The sequence below is a fragment of the Agrobacterium larrymoorei genome (assembly GCF_030819275.1).
In the GTDB taxonomy this organism is placed as follows: domain Bacteria; phylum Pseudomonadota; class Alphaproteobacteria; order Rhizobiales; family Rhizobiaceae; genus Agrobacterium; species Agrobacterium larrymoorei_B.
This window is the reverse complement of sequence record NZ_JAUTBL010000002.1, coordinates 729,164-744,977: the sequence shown is the minus strand read 5'-3', so window position 1 is coordinate 744,977 and position 15,814 is coordinate 729,164. Positions and strand designations below refer to the sequence as shown.

Genomic DNA, 15,814 nt, shown 5'->3' with positions numbered 1-15,814 from the left:
GACTTTGCACCGTCATGGAGCAACTGTGGTTGAGGCAATAAACTACGGGCGGCTGCCTTTAAAATTGATTAAATGCAAACGGAATCCGCATCCTAAAGGCGCGAAAAGCGAACCGGATGCAGCTTTCTAAATAACTAATATAACTTAAAATTGTATATTAGGACGCTTCCGCCAATGTCTCCGCCATTTGCAGATCGACCGAAACCAGTTGCGAGACGCCCTGCTCAGCCATGGTAACGCCAAAGAGGCGGTCCATCCGGGCCATGGTGATGGGGTTGTGCGTGATGATGACGAAACGGGTTTCGGTGGAGGCCACCATTTCGTCCATCAGGTTGCAATAGCGCTCGACATTGTGGTCGTCGAGCGGCGCATCCACCTCGTCCAGCACGCAGATGGGGGCCGGATTGGTGAGGAAGACGGCAAAGATCAGCGCCATGGCGGTCAGGGCCTGCTCGCCGCCGGACAACAGCGTCATGGTCTGCGGCTTCTTGCCCGGCGGACGGGCGAGAATCTCAAGCCCTGCTTCCAACGGATCGTCGGACTCGATCAGTTGCAGCTCCGCCGTGCCGCCGCCGAAGAGATGGGTAAAGAGCCGCTGGAACTGGGTATTAACGACATCGAATGCGGCGACCAGGCGCTCGCGGCCTTCACGGTTGAGGTTTTGGATTCCGGCGCGCAGCTTCCTGACGGCATCGATGATGTCATCGCGCTCCTTGATCAGGGCGGCAAGCTTGGCGGACAGTTCCGCCTGCTCCTCATCGGCGCGCAGATTGACCGCGCCGAGGCGCTCACGCTCGATCTTCAACCGGTCGAGATCGCGCTCCACGTCACGCACTTCCGGCAGCGGCGCTCCTGACGGTAGCCCGGTGAGACGCAAGGCCATATGGGGTTCGACGTTCAAAGCCTCACGAATGCGGTGCTCGCTCTCCTGCCGTTTCTCCCTTGCAGAAACCAGCCGTTCCTCTGCGCGGCCACGCTTTTCTCGTGCTTCCGCCAGTTCTGACAAAGCGGTAGCGGCAGCTCGATCCGCATCCCGCTGGAGATTTTCGGCTTCCACCAGACGGTCTGCGGCAGCGCGGCGCGCCTCTTCCATCTTCTGCAATTCGGTTAAGAGATTGCGGCGCTTCTCATCGAATTCTTCCGGCGCGATATCGAGTTCCGCGAGTTCATCACGCGCCTCCTCTTCACGCTCGCGCAATGTGGCGATGTGATCGGCGGCACTTGCGGCGCGAGCCGCCCATGTTGCGCGCTCCTGCGCAATGGCATTGATGCGGCGCTGGCGCGCATCAGCCTCACGGCTTAAGCCCTCATGGCGTGCACGCGCCTCGGCCAGAAGGCTTCTATCTGTTGCAACTTCCAGCTGGCTGTCGCGCAAGCGCTCATCAAGGCTGGAAAGATCAGCACCGTCTTCGAGTTCGATGCGGGCATTCTCTTCCTGAGCCGCGATCTCCTCAATCTGACCGCCAATCTGGTTCAGAGCCTCCGAGACGACGTCGCGGCGGCGCAGGAGATCGCCGGATGCCCGCTCTGCCATAGAGAGGGCATCACGCGCTTCGGTCAGCTGCCGGGCGGCAAGGCGGCTACGCTCGCGCGCTTCATTCAAACCGGCCTCCGCCAGACGGATGTCTTCGGCGCGCACCGAAAGCAGCTCTTCCGCCTCTTCCAGCGCGAAACGCGCCTCCTCGATTTCGCCTTGGATTTCAGACAGGCGATTCTTTTGTGCCAGCCGCAGCGCTGCACTTCCCGGCGCATCAGCGCTTGCCACGTGGCCGTCCCAGCGGAACAGCGCGCCGTCTTTCGTCACCAGCCGCTGGCCGGGTTTTAGAAGCGACATCAGTCGCTGACCGTCTTCGACAGAGGCGACGATACCGATCTGGCGAAGGCTTCGCTTCAAGGCATCCGGGCCGGAGACATGCGACAGGAGAGAGGGAAGGCCCTGCGGCAGGGCCGGATCGTCGGCGCCTTCGCCATTCGCTGCCCAATATGCGGGCGCGTTTTTATCCAGCGGGCTTTCCAGATCGTCGCCAAGGGCTGCACCAAGCGCTGCCTCGAAACCACGATCCACTTTCAGCTCTTCCGCTACCGGCGTGAACGAGCCGGAAGCAGCGCCAGCGGCCAGCATTTTCGAGATGGTACGCGCTTCGGTTTCCAGCGCGTTGAGACGATTACGCGCCATGTCAACCGGCCCACGTGCCAGGGATTCGGCGGAACGCGCCTCAGCAACGGCTGTCTCCGAAACGTCAACGGCGACCAGCGCGTCTTCCGCCGCTATCTCCGCCGCCTCGACCATCTCGCGCTTTTCCGCAGGATCTGGAAGTTCGGCCAGCTTCTCATCGATCGTTTCGACTTCGGTAGCAGCCTCGGAAGACTGTCGTTCCAAGCGCATCTTGCGGTCGGCAAGCTCGCGGATCGAGCGTTCAAGCTGGGCGCGAGACGCCGCAGCCTCGGCGCGTTCTGCCGTCAATGCTGCAAAAACCCGTTCGCTTTCGGAAAGCTTGGCAGCGGCCTCCTCGAAGGCCTCGCGCGTCTCCTCGGCGTAGCGCCCCGAATCGGCCAGGATGTCGAGAAGCTCCGCTTCTTCCGTATCGAGGCGGGAAAGAATGTCGGCATTGTCCGAGACGAGCCGCTCTTCGCGCTGAATGTCCTCGCCAAGTTGCGAAAGGCGGCGCGCCAATTCATCGCGGCGGCGGAGCAAGCGGTTGGCTTCATCATCTAGCTGCGTGCGGGCGATCTGCAATCGCTGAAGCGCGGCAGCGACCTTCGCTTCATTCTCGCGCAGTTCGGGCAGCTTGAAGCTTGCAACCCCCTGCTCTTTTGCCGCTTCCATCTGCCGCTGCGCCTTTTCGGCCACCAGATTGGTGGCTAGGTTCAACGCGTTGTCCGCTTCCCGTTCCGACTCGCTCGCATCCACCCAGCGGATATGGAGAAGCGTTGCTTCGCGCGCGCGGATATCGGCAGAGAGCATCTTGAAACGATTGGCCTGGCGGGCCTGGCGCTTCAGGCTTTCGATCTGGCTTTCCAGCTGTGCGGTGACATCCTCTAGCCGTTCCAGATTGGTTTCGGCCGCGCGCAGGCGCAATTCCGCCTCGTGGCGGCGTGAATGCAAGCCGGAAATGCCTGCCGCCTCTTCCAGCAATTGTCGGCGCGCCTGCGGTTTGGCATTGATCAGCTCGCCGATGCGCCCCTGCCCCACCATGGAGGGTGAGCGCGCGCCGGTAGACGCGTCGGCGAACAGAAGCTGCACATCCTTGGCGCGGGCCTCCTTGCCATTGATCCGATAGACAGAGCCGTTCTCGCGCTCGATGCGGCGCGTGACCTGGATCTCGTCAGCATCATTGAAGGCGGCGGGCGCGGTGCGATCGGAGTTATCGAGGTAAAGGCCGACTTCCGCAGTGTTGCGCGCAGGGCGATTGCCGGAGCCGGAGAAGATCACGTCATCCATGCCGGAGGCGCGCATGTTCTTGTAGGAGTTCTCGCCCATCACCCAGCGAAGCGCTTCCACAAGATTGGACTTGCCACAGCCGTTCGGCCCGACAACGCCGGTCAGGCCTGGCTCGATGATGAATTCGGAGGGCTCGACGAAGGATTTGAAGCCCAGCAGGCGCAGCTTATTGAACTTCATGCCGCTGCCTCGAACCGTAGACTTTCAGATGCGAAAACGGGCGCGCGGAGATATCCGGCGCCCGTCAGAATGTGGCGGCGTCGATTAAAGAAGTTTGTCGATAAGGGCCGACATGGTTTCAACCGACATGTCTCCAGAGTACTTCTTGCCGTTGATGATGAAGGTTGGCGTAGAGTTGACGCCGAATTCCGTCGCGCCGCGCTGCATCGTTGCGTTCACATCATTCAGAAGTTGCTGGTTCGTCAAGCAGGCCTCGAAGCTCTCCTGTGAAAAACCGGCCATTTTCGACATTTGCAGCAGTGCCGCGCGTGCATCCTGGGCGGTTGCCCAGCTCTGCTGCTGTTTGAACAGCATGGAGACGAATGGGAAATACTGCTGCTCCGGCGCGCAACGGGCCAGCATGAAGGCTGCGGCAGCGCGCGGATCGAACGGGAACTCGCGGATGATGAAGTAAACCTTGCCGGTGTCGATGTACTTCTTCTTGATCTCTTCAAAGGCTGTGTTGTGGAAATGCGCGCAGTGCGGGCAGGTCATCGACATGTATTCGACGATCTTCACCGGCGCATTGGCATCGCCCAGAGCACGGTCCGGCAGAGCGCCGGGCTTCAGCACCTCAGCCATATCGACGTCGCCGGAGGATTCCGGAATATCCTGCGCAAAGGCATTGCCTGCAAGCACCGGGAGTGCAGCGACGACAGAGGCCATGGCGACAGTGCCGAGAAGAGCGCGGCGGGTGAGGTTTAGTTCTGGGAAATGCATGGAAGCACCTGTTTGTGAAAGACGCAAATGTCTATGATTCCGATATAGCCACACATCGTTTCCAACAAGCGGCGAGTTCTTTTGTTCTTGTCAAAGAATTGTGACCAGTCAAGGACTGTTCTCTCCAGTTCCCTGCTTCACAGTGTCCGGCTGTTCATAACGTCCGACCTTTGGGACGCTTTTGCATGACGGCGGTTCCAAGCCGCTCCACCGCTTTGCGCAAGGCTTCGCTTTCTATCCCCTGCATCATGTCATCCAGTCGTTTTGCCGCCTCCCCTCGCAAAGGTTGCGGCTTGCGCCTTCGAGTGGAAGCCGTCGAGACGGGCTTTTGTACGATGCGGATCTGACGCACTGCGGGGAAGCCAAAAAAGCCGTTGATCCGGGCGATCAACTCGCCCTGAGCATGGGTCAAAAAAAGCGCACGCGCGCCCTCGCAGGCAATCGTCAAAACACCCGGCTGATAACCGCCGCGATCCGGCCCCTCGTCGCGGCGCGGCCAGGTGATCTTTTCGGGGCGGGTACAGTCGGCAAAATCATCGCCGGCAATCTCGTCCCATGAACCGAGCAGTGCCGTGCTGATACCGGCTCTCTTTGCCAAAACGGGATCGATAATGCCGTTTGCAACTTCGGCAATCTGAAGGACACCTTTACGGGGCTGTCGCATGGTCACACTACTCTGAACTCGCGGCTTGATTGGGCGAAGCGTATGGACCAAGTATAGGACGTTTCCATCTCAATTGGAAACGCCATCACAAAATCGGACAGACCGTACATATGCTTCATAAAATCGAAGGGCCGGCTTACGCTGAGCTGTTGCTGGCCTGGTATGATCGCCATCACCGCGATTTGCCATGGCGAACTTCACCATCCATGGCTGCAAAAGGCCTGCGGGCCAATCCCTATCATGTCTGGCTGTCCGAAGTGATGCTGCAGCAAACGACGGTGCAGGCCGTGAAGCCTTATTTCACCAAGTTTCTCGCCGCATGGCCAACGGTCAACGATCTCGCTGCAGCGCCGACCGATGACGTGATGGCCGCATGGGCGGGGCTTGGTTATTATGCGCGGGCACGAAACCTGAAGAAATGCGCCGAAGCGGTTGCCCATCAGCATGGCGGTACGTTTCCCGACACGGAGGACGGGCTGAAAGCGCTCCCAGGTATTGGCGACTATACCGCAGCAGCCGTGGCAGCGATTGCCTTTAACCGTCAGGCAGCGGTGATGGACGGCAACGTGGAACGCGTGATCTCACGCCTGTTCCTGATCGATTCGCCCCTGCCGGGCTCCAAGCCCTTGATGAAAGCCCGCGTTGCGGAGATCACGCCCAACGACCGGCCGGGTGATTTTGCCCAGGCGATGATGGATCTTGGCGCCACGATCTGTACGCCAAAGCGTCCTGCCTGCGCACTCTGTCCGTTCAACGGCCACTGTCTGGCTCTGGCGCAGGATGAGCCGGAGCGGTTTCCAGTGAAAGCCAAGAAGAAGGACAAGCCCGTGCGCGTCGGCGCGGCCTTCGTTGCGGTCAATGACGAGGGAGAGATCCTTCTGCGGCGGCGCATCGACAGTGGCCTGCTCGGCGGCATGACGGAGGTTCCGACGACGGCCTGGACCGCGCGCCTCGATGGCGGCACGGAAAAGGCGCATGCGCCTTTTGACGCCGACTGGGAAGCGGCGGGCACAATCACGCATGTCTTCACCCATTTCGAACTCCGACTATCGATCTACCGCGCAAAAGTCGGAAGCGCCATAAAGGCCGATGACGGATGGTGGGAGCCGGTCACAAATCTTGATGCCCAGGCACTGCCAACGGTGATGAAAAAGGCAATCTCTCAGGCTATCCCATTGGCGTTTGCGGCAAGCGCCGGGAAAACGCAGCAGTCTTCGAGAAGCAGGAAAGTTTCATGAGCAAGATCAATCATATTGTTTTCGATATCGGCAAGGTTCTCATTCATTACGATCCGCATATTCCCTATAGCCGCCTGATCCCCGACGATGCCGAACGCGCCTGGTTCTTCGAGAATGTCTGCACCCATGACTGGAATTTGGAGCAGGATCGCGGTCGTACATGGGCGGACGCCGAAGCCTTGCTACTGGAAAACCATCCGGACCGGGAAGAGCATATCCGCGCCTTCCGCAAACACTGGCATGAAATGGTGTCCCACTCCTATGACGATTCCGTCGCCATCCTCAAAGGCCTGATCGACAGCGGCCATGACGTGACGATGCTGACGAACTTTGCCTCCGACACCTTCCTCGAGGCACAGAAGATGTACCCGTTCCTGACGCTCTCTCGTGGCGTGACGGTCTCGGGCGATGTCGGCCTGATCAAGCCGGATGTTGCGATCTACAAGCTGCATGCCGAGACATTCGGGCTCGATCCTAAGACCAGCATCTTCATCGATGATTCGATTGCCAATGTGGAAGGTGCGAAGGAAGCCGGCTGGCAGGCGGTGCACTTCACCGGTGCGGAAAAGCTGAAGGCCGATCTGGCAGAATACGGTATCAAGGTCTAAGGAATGGCAGAGGGGAAGATCTATCTGAGCGGTTACTTGGACGTGCCGGAAAATCGTCGTGAGGCGGTGGCAGACGCCTTGCCGCATCATATCGAACTGACACGCGCTGAACCAGGATGTCTCTCCTTCGAGGTCGTTCTGAGCGACGATATTCCGGGGCGCTATCTGGTTTCGGAAGTCTTTACCAATGAGGAGGCCTTCAATGCACATCAGGGCCGGATGAAAAGCTCACACTGGTTTGCGGTCACGCAGGGTATTCCGCGCAATTATAATATTCAAAAAGGCGAGTAATGTCGGGAGGCTTCGTCAGGAAAAAAGTTTGAGAATTCCTGGCGCAGGCAGGAATGGCGGTCCCCGTCCTGCGCCAGTCCAGCCGCAAGCGGCCAGATCTGAAGAATCGTCAAAGCAGGGAAGCATCCGTCTTCTTGGCTTTGCGCATCTGTTCGATGCGCCAGCGGCTCGCCCTCGTCCCTTGGCGAGATTGATTAATGTCGCTTACTTGCTCCAAGCTTGCCATGCAATTGAAATATTTCGGGAAAACTCGTTGTCCAAAACAACATACACCAAGGCCCGGCATTCTATGAACGCCGGGCCTTGCTTGTTCTTCATCCGGGACTGAAGGTACTAAAACCGGATGAAGTCTATGGCGAAAGTAACATCGAGCGGTGGATCGAAGACTGGATGTTCCTTTTATCGCGTGTCGATATCGCAAAACCGCTGCACACTTTTGCGCGACATGCTTTAACCGGCTTTGGCCAATTCCATGCGGATGACGCTTCTCAGATCATCGATCGGCTTCAGAGCATCACCATCCTGGTAGTGCCAGAAGGTCCAGCCATTGCATGCATCGAGGCCCTGCACCTTGGCGCCCAGCCGATGGATCGAACCAGCATCACCGCCCGACGAAACCGTGCCATCGGCGCGAATGATCGCCGTGTAACGGCGCTTGGCATCCGTCAGCACCTGGCCGGGGCGTACGAGGCCGCTTTCGAGGAGAACGTTGAAGGCCACGCGTGGTTCGGCCTTCTTGCCGGTCATCACCGTCAGTTCCGCCTTGCCAAGCGGTTCGACGGCAGCGATGCGGGCAGATGCTGCGTCGATGTAGTCCTGCTCGCGCTCGATGCCGACGAAATGACGGCCAAGGCGCTTTGCCACCGCACCTGTCGTACCGGAGCCGAAGAAGGGATCGAGCACAACGTCGCCGGGCTTGGTCGAAGCCATGATCACGCGGGCCAGAAGTGCTTCCGGCTTTTGGGTCGGATGGATCTTCTTGCCGTCATCACCCTTCAGCCGCTCGGAGCCGCTGCAGATTGGAAACAGCCAGTCGGAGCGCATCTGCACGTCGTCGTTCGACGCTTTCAGCGCCTCGTAATTGAAGGTGTAGCTCTTCGCCTTGGCATCGCGGCTGGCCCAGATCATCGTCTCATGGGCATTCTGGAAACGGCGACCCTTGAAGTTCGGCATCGGGTTGGTCTTGCGCCAGACGATATCGTTCAGGATCCAGAAATTCATGTCCTGAAGGATGGCACCGACGCGAAAGATGTTGTGATAGGAGCCGATGACCCAGATGGTGCCATTCGGCTTCAGCACGCGCCGGCAGGCGAGCAACCAGGCGCGAGTGAAGGCATCATAGGCGTCGAAGGAGGCGAACTGGTCCCACTCGTCATCCACCGCATCCACAAGCGACTGATCAGGACGATGCAGCGTGCCGCCAAGCTGGAGGTTATAGGGCGGATCGGCGAAAATCGCATCGACGGACTGGCTCGGCAGCGCTTCGAGAGCGGCGACGCAGTCACCCTTGATGATGCTGTTTTTCCAGGCATCGCTCTCGCCTGCAAGATCAAAACCGGCGCGCCGAAAATCGGCCAGTGGAAACACTGATGCCATGGGTACTCGCTCCATACGCTTACTCAACTGAACTGGCCTTATGGTTACCGAAGATGGTTATCAAAGGCTGAACGAGAGAAAGAAAGTTCGGAGGTAAGTGCATAAAAATGCGAGAAAATAGATTATCAGGCCAAAGAGTGAGATCGCTGAGCGGACGCGGCGGTTGCTATGGGATGATGACACCACCGCAATAGTGGAGCGCATACACTTCCTCGCCACCGACCATGATCACCTCGCGACCGAGAAAATGGCGAGCATCGCCCTCGCTCCTGTCGATGTATGTTCCGTATTCACCCGTCCACTCGAAACCACCGAGGAACCGACCGCTCCGATACATCGTAGAGAGAGCTTTCGTGATGGTGGCTCCGGCTCGCTCGCCATCGATGAGATCCGGACGACAGATGAAGCCGTAATAATTCATCGCCCAATAGGGCGTTCGCCTGAACCAGAGAACCTCTTGCCCAATGAAATTCGTACCGCCAAAGTAGATGTCGCGATACTCCCAATCCCCGTCCGACCATGTGAGATCGTGGGAACCAGGCCTAATCGGCTCTGTCTTCACGCCGCCTCCGACGTAGCAGGCCGCTTTTGCCCGAACGATGACATCATTCAGATTGTCCATAGCAACTCCTCTGACATGAACATATACCGAACAAATCATCTGTTTCGTCAAGACGAAATAGCGTCTTCCCGCCAGCAGAACCGCTTATGGAACCGGATGTTATTTCTAACGTTTTAATTTAGGAATTTTCCACACTGGCGGTATTATGGTGCCAGTGAAGGGTGCAGGGGTGAAGTTGAAAATGCGCATAGCCTTGATGATCGCCGCGACGCTCTATGCCAGCGCCGCCTTGTCGCAGCAGTCTGCACAGCAAAACTCACAGGTACCCAAGCCACAGGTCAATGTGCGCACGGACGCCTTTCTTTTCAAAGGCGGCCCGTCGCTCGGCGACAGCGACAAGGTTCGATGGGATTTCTACAAGGCAGACAGCATGGGTGGCCGAAGCGACGAGAATGTCGGCGGTGCTTATGATGCGACCTTCGAGGAGAAAATTCCGCCGGGCAAATATGTCGCGGTTGCTGGGCTCGGCAATATCAGCCGCGAGATCGCGTTCGAAGTCAAAGACGGCGCTGTCACCGAGCTTGCAGTGGACTTCGAGGCGGCACAACTCACACTCGTGCCGAAGCGCAGTCCGGACAGCAAGGAGGCCGAGCCTCTTGCGCGAGTGACTGTGACGCAGGACGAATTCAGCGACAGTATCTATGGCGCTAAGGAACTTTATGTGCCGGCCGGCGAATTGAAACTTGAGGGCCGTATCGGTCCGGCGGTGGCAGAGGAAACGATCACGGTCAAAGCCGGAGACACCGTGACCCACGATGTCATCATTCCAAGTGGTGTGGTTGTCACCAACGCCGTCTACAAGGAGGGCGGACGGCAGGTCGAGACCGACAGCATTCGTTTCGAGGCGTTAAAGGACATGCAAACTTTGGACGGCACGCGCGAGACGATCACCGGAACCTATGGCCCAGGCAAGATCATGCAGATGCCGGCTGGAAACTTCATTATGCGGGCGAGGCTCGGCAAGGTGACCGTTGAGAAGCCTTTTAGCGTCACGGCAGGCCAGCGTACCGATCTCAGCATCGATCTCGATGCAGGCGTGCTTGTCGTATCAGCGCCTCAGGCGGAGAGGATCGACATTCTCGAAACCACCAAGGATCTCCAGGGCACGCAGAAGGAAATTTCCGGTCGCTATGGCACGACTCACCAGGAGACGCTTCACCCCGGCACCTATGCGGTGAAAGTGACCTATGACAAGAAGGCCAACCGCGATCCGAAGGAAGTCAGCGCCACGGTGACGGCATCCGAGCGCACCGAGATCAACATCACCGATTGATCCCAAAAGCCAAACCGCGAACTATCCAACGATGGCGAACGCGTCGCGGGTCGAGCCGGTTGGTGTACGCACAGCCGTTCGGCCGATCCACTGAACATGACCGTGCAGAATACGGACGGCCTCTTCCGCTCGCTCACCGCGAAGCGCGTCTATGATGGCACGGTGATCCGTGTCGGTGCGACGCTCCCAGCCTGCCCGCCAGGCGGAGAACAGAAAACGGGCGCTGGCCGCATGCAGTCCGTCGATCGCTTCCATCAGTCGAGGCATGTTGCAGGGGGCTGTGATCAGCCGATGAAACCGCCGGTTTGCTTCTTCCCATCGGCGGACGTCCTGCGCATCGTCACCCTCATGCGTCGCGGCCTCCGCCTCATCCAAAATGGCTGTGGTCAGGTTGGGGATGGCATTACGCAGAGCAAGCACTTCGAGCGCGGCACGCATCTCCGCCACTTCCCGCACATCAGCCAGGCCGAAATCGGCCACCCGAACGCCGCGGCGCGGAATGCTGACGGCCAAGCCTTGCGCCTCCAGGCGCCGAAAGGCTTCTCTCACCGGCACATGCGAGGCACCGAACTCTTCGGCGATGTGATCCTGCCGCAGCCTTTCGCCAGGCGCAAACTCACCGCGCACGATGCGCTCGGCGAGCGTGCGGCTGATCTTGGCGGCAATCGTATCGTCAGGCTTGGTTTTTGGAATCTTGACCATGACCTGACATAGGGCGAGGCCGGCGAATTGTCGAGCGATGCGATAAACCGCAAAGCTCCCTTGCATTCCAGCCGGTTGAGCTTGTGGCTGAGTTGGTCTAAAAGCCGCCAACCCCATTCCCATTCCTCCACCGACATCAAGGGAGCGCATATGAGCGGCTTCGACCTTATTATTTTCGACTGCGACGGCGTTCTGGTCGATTCGGAAATCATCGCTGCACAGGTCGAATCCCGCCTGTTGACGGAAGCGGGCTATCCCATCTCCGTTGAAGAAATGGGCGAGCGCTTCTCAGGCATGACCTGGAAGAACATCCTGCTTGAGGTCGAGCGCGAGGCAAGCATTCCGCTTTCGGCCACGCTGCTCGATAAATCCGAAAAGCTTCTGGATGCGCGCCTGGCACGCGATGTCAAAGTCATCGATGGCGTAAAGTTTGCGCTGTCGCGCCTGACGACGCAGCGTTGCATCTGCTCGAATTCGTCCAGTGCCCGGCTCGACATGATGCTGACGAAGGTCGGTTTGAAGCCTTATTTCGAAGGCCACGTCTATTCCGCCAAAGACCTTGGCGCAGATCGCGTCAAGCCGAAGCCGGACATTTTCCTCCATGGCGCCAAGCAGTTCGCCGTCTCGCCTGACAAGGTGGTGGTGATCGAAGATTCCGTTCACGGCATTACCGGGGCGCGGGCTGCTGGCATGCGCGTCATCGGCTTCACCGGCGCGTCGCATAGCTATCCAAGCCATGCGGACAAGCTGACCGATGCAGGCGCCGAAACAGTCATCTCCCGCATGCAGGACCTGCCCGCGACAATCGCTGCACTTTCCGAGTGGGCGATCTGATCCATTAAAAAAGCCGGAGCGCCTTAGGCGATCCGGCTTCTGAAAACATGCTTTGGAGTCGGATCTGATCTCAGCCCCTACGGCCACCCTTCTTGCTGCTGGCCTTGGCGCCACCTTCGTCAAACGAAATGAAGACATTGGTCTGCTTCGATGCGCCGCCGGGACCATTCGGAATGGCGACATTCGGGTTGTTGAAGATGAACTGCGTGCCTGCGGCCCCAGCGGGAACATCCACGCCGAGGCTGGTGACCTGCGAGAAGATTTCGCCGTCGCCATCCTTCACCGTCACGCGGATCGGCAGATTGACACGACCTGGCTTGGAAAGAGGACCTGGAACCACGCGGCCCTGAGCGAAGACATTCACCGTCAGGGTGGAGTCACTCATACTGCAGGAACGTGTCGTATCGGAAATCGACGCCTGATAGACGAGCTTGCTTGGATCACCCTTGGTGCCGGCATAGACCTGATGGACGGCATTGGTATCCAGCACGGTAATGGGTGGGCAGTTTGCCTGCACGACGGGGGCGGTTGCAGCCTGTGCAGCCGGAGGATTGACCGCCAGCGAATCCGATGGATTGGAAGAATTGCAACCCGCAAGCACGGCAAGCAGCGATGCTGCGGCGGATAAACGCAAAATAGTCCCTGTCACTCTGTTCCACCCTCTAAAACAATTCCGCGACAGGCCGGAGATGCAATTTATTGGCCTTCCTTGCCTGTCGGCGATGGTCTATAGCAGCGGCGCCGGAAAAAATCGATGGTTGCGTTCGGATTTGCGCCATTTTTGCAAAATGGACGAAATTCCCGCGCCAGTGGTTCGTACGGCTTGACTGGTGACGACGACGAAGGACGATTTCCGTGAAATATGTTTCGACCAGGGGCAGCGCCCCATCGCTTGGTTTTTCCGATGCGCTGCTGGCAGGTCTCGCGCGCGATGGCGGCCTTTACGTTCCGAGCGAATGGCCGACGATGAAAAAGAAGGAAATTCGCGCACTTCGTGGCAAAAGTTATCAGGACATCGCGTTCGAGGTCCTTTATCGCTTCACCGGCGGGGAAATTCCTGAAAAGGATTTCCGTTCGATGATCGACGACGCCTACGCGACCTTCCGTCATCCGGCCGTCGCTCCGCTCGTGCAGACCGGGCCGAACAGCTTCATTCTCGAACTTTTCCATGGCACGACATTGGCGTTCAAGGATGTCGCCATGCAGTTGCTCGCCCGGCTGATGGACTACACCCTTGCGCAACGTGGCCAACGTGCGACGATCGTTGGCGCCACATCCGGCGACACGGGCGGCGCCGCGATCGATGCCTTTGCCGGTCGCGACCGCACCGACATCTTCATTCTCTTCCCGCATGGCAAGGTCTCGCCGGTGCAGCAGCGTCAGATGACCAGTTCCACCGCTTCGAACGTGCATGCGCTTGCAATCAACGGAAACTTCGACGACTGCCAGAACCTCGTCAAAGAGATGTTCAACGACGCTAAATTCCGTGATGGCGTCAAGCTTTCCGGTGTGAACTCGATCAACTGGGCGCGCATCATGGCGCAGGTGGTCTATTACTTCACCACCGCCATTTCGCTCGGCGCGCCGGACCGCAAGGTTTCCTTCACTGTGCCGACTGGCAACTTCGGCGATATTTTTGCGGGCTACGTGGCCAAGCAGATGGGCCTGCCGATCGACAAGCTGGTGATTGCCACCAATGACAACGACATTCTGGCGCGCACCCTGAAGACTGGCCGCTACGAGATGCGCGGCGTGCACGCCACCACCTCGCCGTCGATGGACATCCAGATTTCTTCGAATTTTGAGCGCTTGCTTTTTGAAGCCTATGATCGCGACTCGAACGAGATCAAGCGTTCTATGGATGGCCTGAAGCAATCGGGCGCCTTCCAGATTTCCGAAGCGGCGATGAAGGTGATCAAGCGAGACTTCCGCGCAGGTCGTGCGACCGAAAAGCAAGTCGCCGCGACCATTCGCGATACGCTGAACGAGACCGGTTATCTGCTCGATCCGCACACGGCAACGGCGGTTCATGTAGCGAAAAAGTACGAAAAAACAAACAGCCCGATGGTGGTTCTTTCCACCGCGCATCCGGCGAAATTCCCCGACGCCGTAAAATCCGCTTGCGCAATTGATCCTGCCCTACCAGTATGGCTAGCTGATCTTATGAACCGGGAGGAGCGTTTCGACGTCCTGGAAGCAGAGCTTGACGCCGTGGAGACCTTCATCGGCAAGCATGCTCGCGCCAACGACTGAGCGACGCGGAAAGACGTGGAAATGAATGTGAACGTAACCCGGTTGTCGTCCGGGTTGACAGTCGTCACCGAAAGAATGCCTCACCTCGAAAGCGTTGCTCTCGGCGTGTGGATAAAATCAGGTTCGCGCAACGAGACGGATGACGAGCACGGCATCGCGCATCTGCTCGAGCATATGGCGTTCAAGGGTACGGCGCGCCGCACGGCGCGGCAGATCGCCGAGGAGATCGAGAATGTCGGCGGCGAAGTCAACGCCGCGACTTCCACCGAAACCACATCCTATTATGCTCGCGTGCTGAAGGATCACGTTCCGCTGGCTGTCGACATTCTTGCCGATATCCTGACGGAGTCCGCTTTCGACGAGGCGGAACTCGAACGTGAAAAGAACGTCATCCTGCAGGAAATCGGTGCGGCCACCGACACGCCCGATGACGTCGTGTTCGATAATTTTTCCGGCGTTGCCTATCGCGACCAGACCATCGGTCGCCCGATCCTTGGTACACCGGAAACGGTACAGTCCTTCACCACGGCGCAGATCCGCCATTATCTCGGTCGCAATTACACGACGGACCGGATCTTCGTCGTTGCGGCCGGCGCTGTCGATCACGAAATCTTCGTCAAGCAGGTCGAACAGCGCTTTTCCAGCCTGCCGCAAAAGCCCGAAGCCACGCCGATCATCGAAAAAGCCATCTATACGGGCGGCGAAATCCGCGAGACGCGCGATCTTATGGATGCGCAGATTCTGCTCGGCTTCGAGGGCAAGGCCTACCACGCCCGCGACTTCTACTGTTCGCAGATTCTGGCCAATATTCTTGGCGGCGGCATGTCGTCCCGCCTCTTCCAGGAAGTGCGCGAATATCGCGGTCTTTGCTATTCGGTCTACGCCTTCCACTGGGGCTTTTCCGATACCGGCATTTTCGGCATTCACGCCGCAACCGGCAGCAGCGATCTGGCGGAACTGGTTCCGGTCATCACCGAAGAACTGCGCAAGTCCTCCGAGGTCATCTATCAAGAAGAGATTGATCGCGCTCGGGCGCAGATCCGTGCGCAGTTGCTGATGGGCCAGGAAAGCCCAGCGGCACGCGCTGGCCAGATTGCCCGCCAGATGATGCTCTACGGTCGTCCCATCCCCAATGACGAGATGATGACGCGCCTTGGCGACATCACTCGCGAGCGGTTGACCGATCTTGCAGGACGTCTGTTTTTCGATAAAGTCCCGACATTGTCCGCGATCGGCCCCTTGGAAAACCTCGCGCCGCTGTCTGACATCACGGCGGGGCTTTCTGCGGCGCCATCCATGAAGATAACGGCAAACGGCTGACGGCAGAGACTGATCCGCAGCATGGTGTTGGA

The 15,814-nt window shown here is 58.6% G+C and carries 14 protein-coding genes; 7 read left to right on the top strand and 7 right to left on the bottom strand.

The window, feature by feature from the left end:
• Nucleotides 1-157: 157 nt before the first annotated feature.
• The 3 genes from QE408_RS12110 to QE408_RS12100 form a co-directional block, all read right to left on the bottom strand.
• Nucleotides 158-3,622 carry a chromosome segregation SMC family protein gene (locus QE408_RS12110; protein ID WP_306931494.1) on the bottom strand — a complete coding sequence of 1,155 codons (3,465 nt, stop codon included), beginning with the start codon at nt 3,620-3,622 and terminating at the stop codon, nt 158-160.
• An 84-nt stretch (nt 3,623-3,706) separates the two neighbouring features.
• Nucleotides 3,707-4,381, bottom strand: coding sequence for a DsbA family protein (locus QE408_RS12105; protein WP_306931493.1), 675 nt, complete (start codon nt 4,379-4,381; stop codon nt 3,707-3,709).
• Nucleotides 4,382-4,535: 154 nt separating this feature from the next.
• A complete protein-coding gene (locus QE408_RS12100) occupies nt 4,536-5,045 on the bottom strand; it encodes a DUF721 domain-containing protein (RefSeq protein WP_306931491.1) in 510 nt (169 codons plus the stop codon).
• 110 nt (nt 5,046-5,155) lie between these two features.
• Here QE408_RS12100 and mutY point away from each other — a divergent pair, with 110 nt between their 5' ends.
• The 3 genes from mutY to QE408_RS12085 are packed head-to-tail and all read left to right on the top strand — an operon-like array spanning nt 5,156 to nt 7,182.
• Nucleotides 5,156-6,283, top strand: coding sequence for an A/G-specific adenine glycosylase (gene mutY, locus QE408_RS12095; protein ID WP_306931490.1), 1,128 nt, complete (start codon nt 5,156-5,158; stop codon nt 6,281-6,283).
• Nucleotides 6,280-6,891, top strand: a complete 612-nt coding sequence (locus tag QE408_RS12090; RefSeq protein ID WP_306931488.1) for an HAD family hydrolase — start codon at nt 6,280-6,282, stop codon at nt 6,889-6,891. Before mutY ends, QE408_RS12090 begins: the two co-directional genes overlap by 4 nt.
• Before the next feature lie 3 nt (nt 6,892-6,894).
• Nucleotides 6,895-7,182: a putative quinol monooxygenase gene (locus QE408_RS12085; RefSeq protein ID WP_306931486.1), complete on the top strand. Its 288-nt coding sequence runs from the start codon at nt 6,895-6,897 to the stop codon at nt 7,180-7,182.
• Between the two features lie 450 nt (nt 7,183-7,632).
• Here QE408_RS12085 and QE408_RS12080 read toward each other — a convergent pair whose 3' ends face one another.
• On the bottom strand, nt 7,633-8,778 hold the full coding sequence (locus QE408_RS12080) for a site-specific DNA-methyltransferase (protein ID WP_306931485.1): 1,146 nt from the start codon (nt 8,776-8,778) through the stop codon (nt 7,633-7,635).
• A gap of 166 nt (nt 8,779-8,944) precedes the next feature.
• The gene (locus QE408_RS12075; RefSeq protein ID WP_306931483.1) at nt 8,945-9,400 is read right to left on the bottom strand and encodes a DUF5680 domain-containing protein; all 456 of its coding nucleotides are present in this window, start codon (nt 9,398-9,400) and stop codon (nt 8,945-8,947) included.
• A gap of 181 nt (nt 9,401-9,581) precedes the next feature.
• Here QE408_RS12075 and QE408_RS12070 point away from each other — a divergent pair, with 181 nt between their 5' ends.
• Nucleotides 9,582-10,673 carry a hypothetical protein gene (locus QE408_RS12070; RefSeq protein ID WP_306931481.1) on the top strand — a complete coding sequence of 364 codons (1,092 nt, stop codon included), beginning with the start codon at nt 9,582-9,584 and terminating at the stop codon, nt 10,671-10,673.
• A gap of 21 nt (nt 10,674-10,694) precedes the next feature.
• Here the strand turns inward: QE408_RS12070 and QE408_RS12065 are convergent, their stop codons facing one another.
• Nucleotides 10,695-11,375, bottom strand: coding sequence for a GntR family transcriptional regulator (locus tag QE408_RS12065; protein WP_306931480.1), 681 nt, complete (start codon nt 11,373-11,375; stop codon nt 10,695-10,697).
• 150 nt (nt 11,376-11,525) lie between these two features.
• Between QE408_RS12065 and QE408_RS12060 the strand changes: the two genes are divergently transcribed.
• On the top strand, nt 11,526-12,209 hold the full coding sequence (locus QE408_RS12060) for an HAD family hydrolase (RefSeq protein ID WP_306931478.1): 684 nt from the start codon (nt 11,526-11,528) through the stop codon (nt 12,207-12,209).
• A 70-nt stretch (nt 12,210-12,279) separates the two neighbouring features.
• On the opposite strand, the gene QE408_RS12055 is transcribed toward QE408_RS12060, so the two are convergent.
• Nucleotides 12,280-12,858: a PilZ domain-containing protein gene (locus QE408_RS12055; protein WP_306931477.1), complete on the bottom strand. Its 579-nt coding sequence runs from the start codon at nt 12,856-12,858 to the stop codon at nt 12,280-12,282.
• Nucleotides 12,859-13,064: 206 nt separating this feature from the next.
• Between QE408_RS12055 and thrC the strand changes: the two genes are divergently transcribed.
• Nucleotides 13,065-14,462 carry a threonine synthase gene (gene thrC / locus QE408_RS12050; RefSeq protein ID WP_306931474.1) on the top strand — a complete coding sequence of 466 codons (1,398 nt, stop codon included), beginning with the start codon at nt 13,065-13,067 and terminating at the stop codon, nt 14,460-14,462.
• A 21-nt stretch (nt 14,463-14,483) separates the two neighbouring features.
• A complete protein-coding gene (locus QE408_RS12045) occupies nt 14,484-15,782 on the top strand; it encodes a M16 family metallopeptidase (RefSeq protein WP_306931472.1) in 1,299 nt (432 codons plus the stop codon).
• Nucleotides 15,783-15,814 lie beyond the last annotated feature (32 nt).

Excerpts from the sequence above, each read along its gene's own strand:
- QE408_RS12110 (WP_306931494.1), bottom strand. The coding sequence starts at position 3,622 with ATGAAGTTCAATAAGCTGCGCCTGCTGGGCTTCAAATCCTTCGTCGAG.
- QE408_RS12105 (WP_306931493.1), bottom strand. The coding sequence starts at position 4,381 with ATGCATTTCCCAGAACTAAACCTCACCCGCCGCGCTCTTCTCGGCACT.
- QE408_RS12100 (WP_306931491.1), bottom strand. The coding sequence starts at position 5,045 with ATGCGACAGCCCCGTAAAGGTGTCCTTCAGATTGCCGAAGTTGCAAAC.
- mutY (WP_306931490.1), top strand. The coding sequence starts at position 5,156 with ATGCTTCATAAAATCGAAGGGCCGGCTTACGCTGAGCTGTTGCTGGCC.
- QE408_RS12090 (WP_306931488.1), top strand. The coding sequence starts at position 6,280 with ATGAGCAAGATCAATCATATTGTTTTCGATATCGGCAAGGTTCTCATT.
- QE408_RS12085 (WP_306931486.1), top strand. The coding sequence starts at position 6,895 with ATGGCAGAGGGGAAGATCTATCTGAGCGGTTACTTGGACGTGCCGGAA.
- QE408_RS12080 (WP_306931485.1), bottom strand. The coding sequence starts at position 8,778 with ATGGCATCAGTGTTTCCACTGGCCGATTTTCGGCGCGCCGGTTTTGAT.
- QE408_RS12075 (WP_306931483.1), bottom strand. The coding sequence starts at position 9,400 with ATGGACAATCTGAATGATGTCATCGTTCGGGCAAAAGCGGCCTGCTAC.
- QE408_RS12070 (WP_306931481.1), top strand. The coding sequence starts at position 9,582 with ATGCGCATAGCCTTGATGATCGCCGCGACGCTCTATGCCAGCGCCGCC.
- QE408_RS12065 (WP_306931480.1), bottom strand. The coding sequence starts at position 11,375 with ATGGTCAAGATTCCAAAAACCAAGCCTGACGATACGATTGCCGCCAAG.
- QE408_RS12060 (WP_306931478.1), top strand. The coding sequence starts at position 11,526 with ATGAGCGGCTTCGACCTTATTATTTTCGACTGCGACGGCGTTCTGGTC.
- QE408_RS12045 (WP_306931472.1), top strand. The coding sequence starts at position 14,484 with ATGAATGTGAACGTAACCCGGTTGTCGTCCGGGTTGACAGTCGTCACC.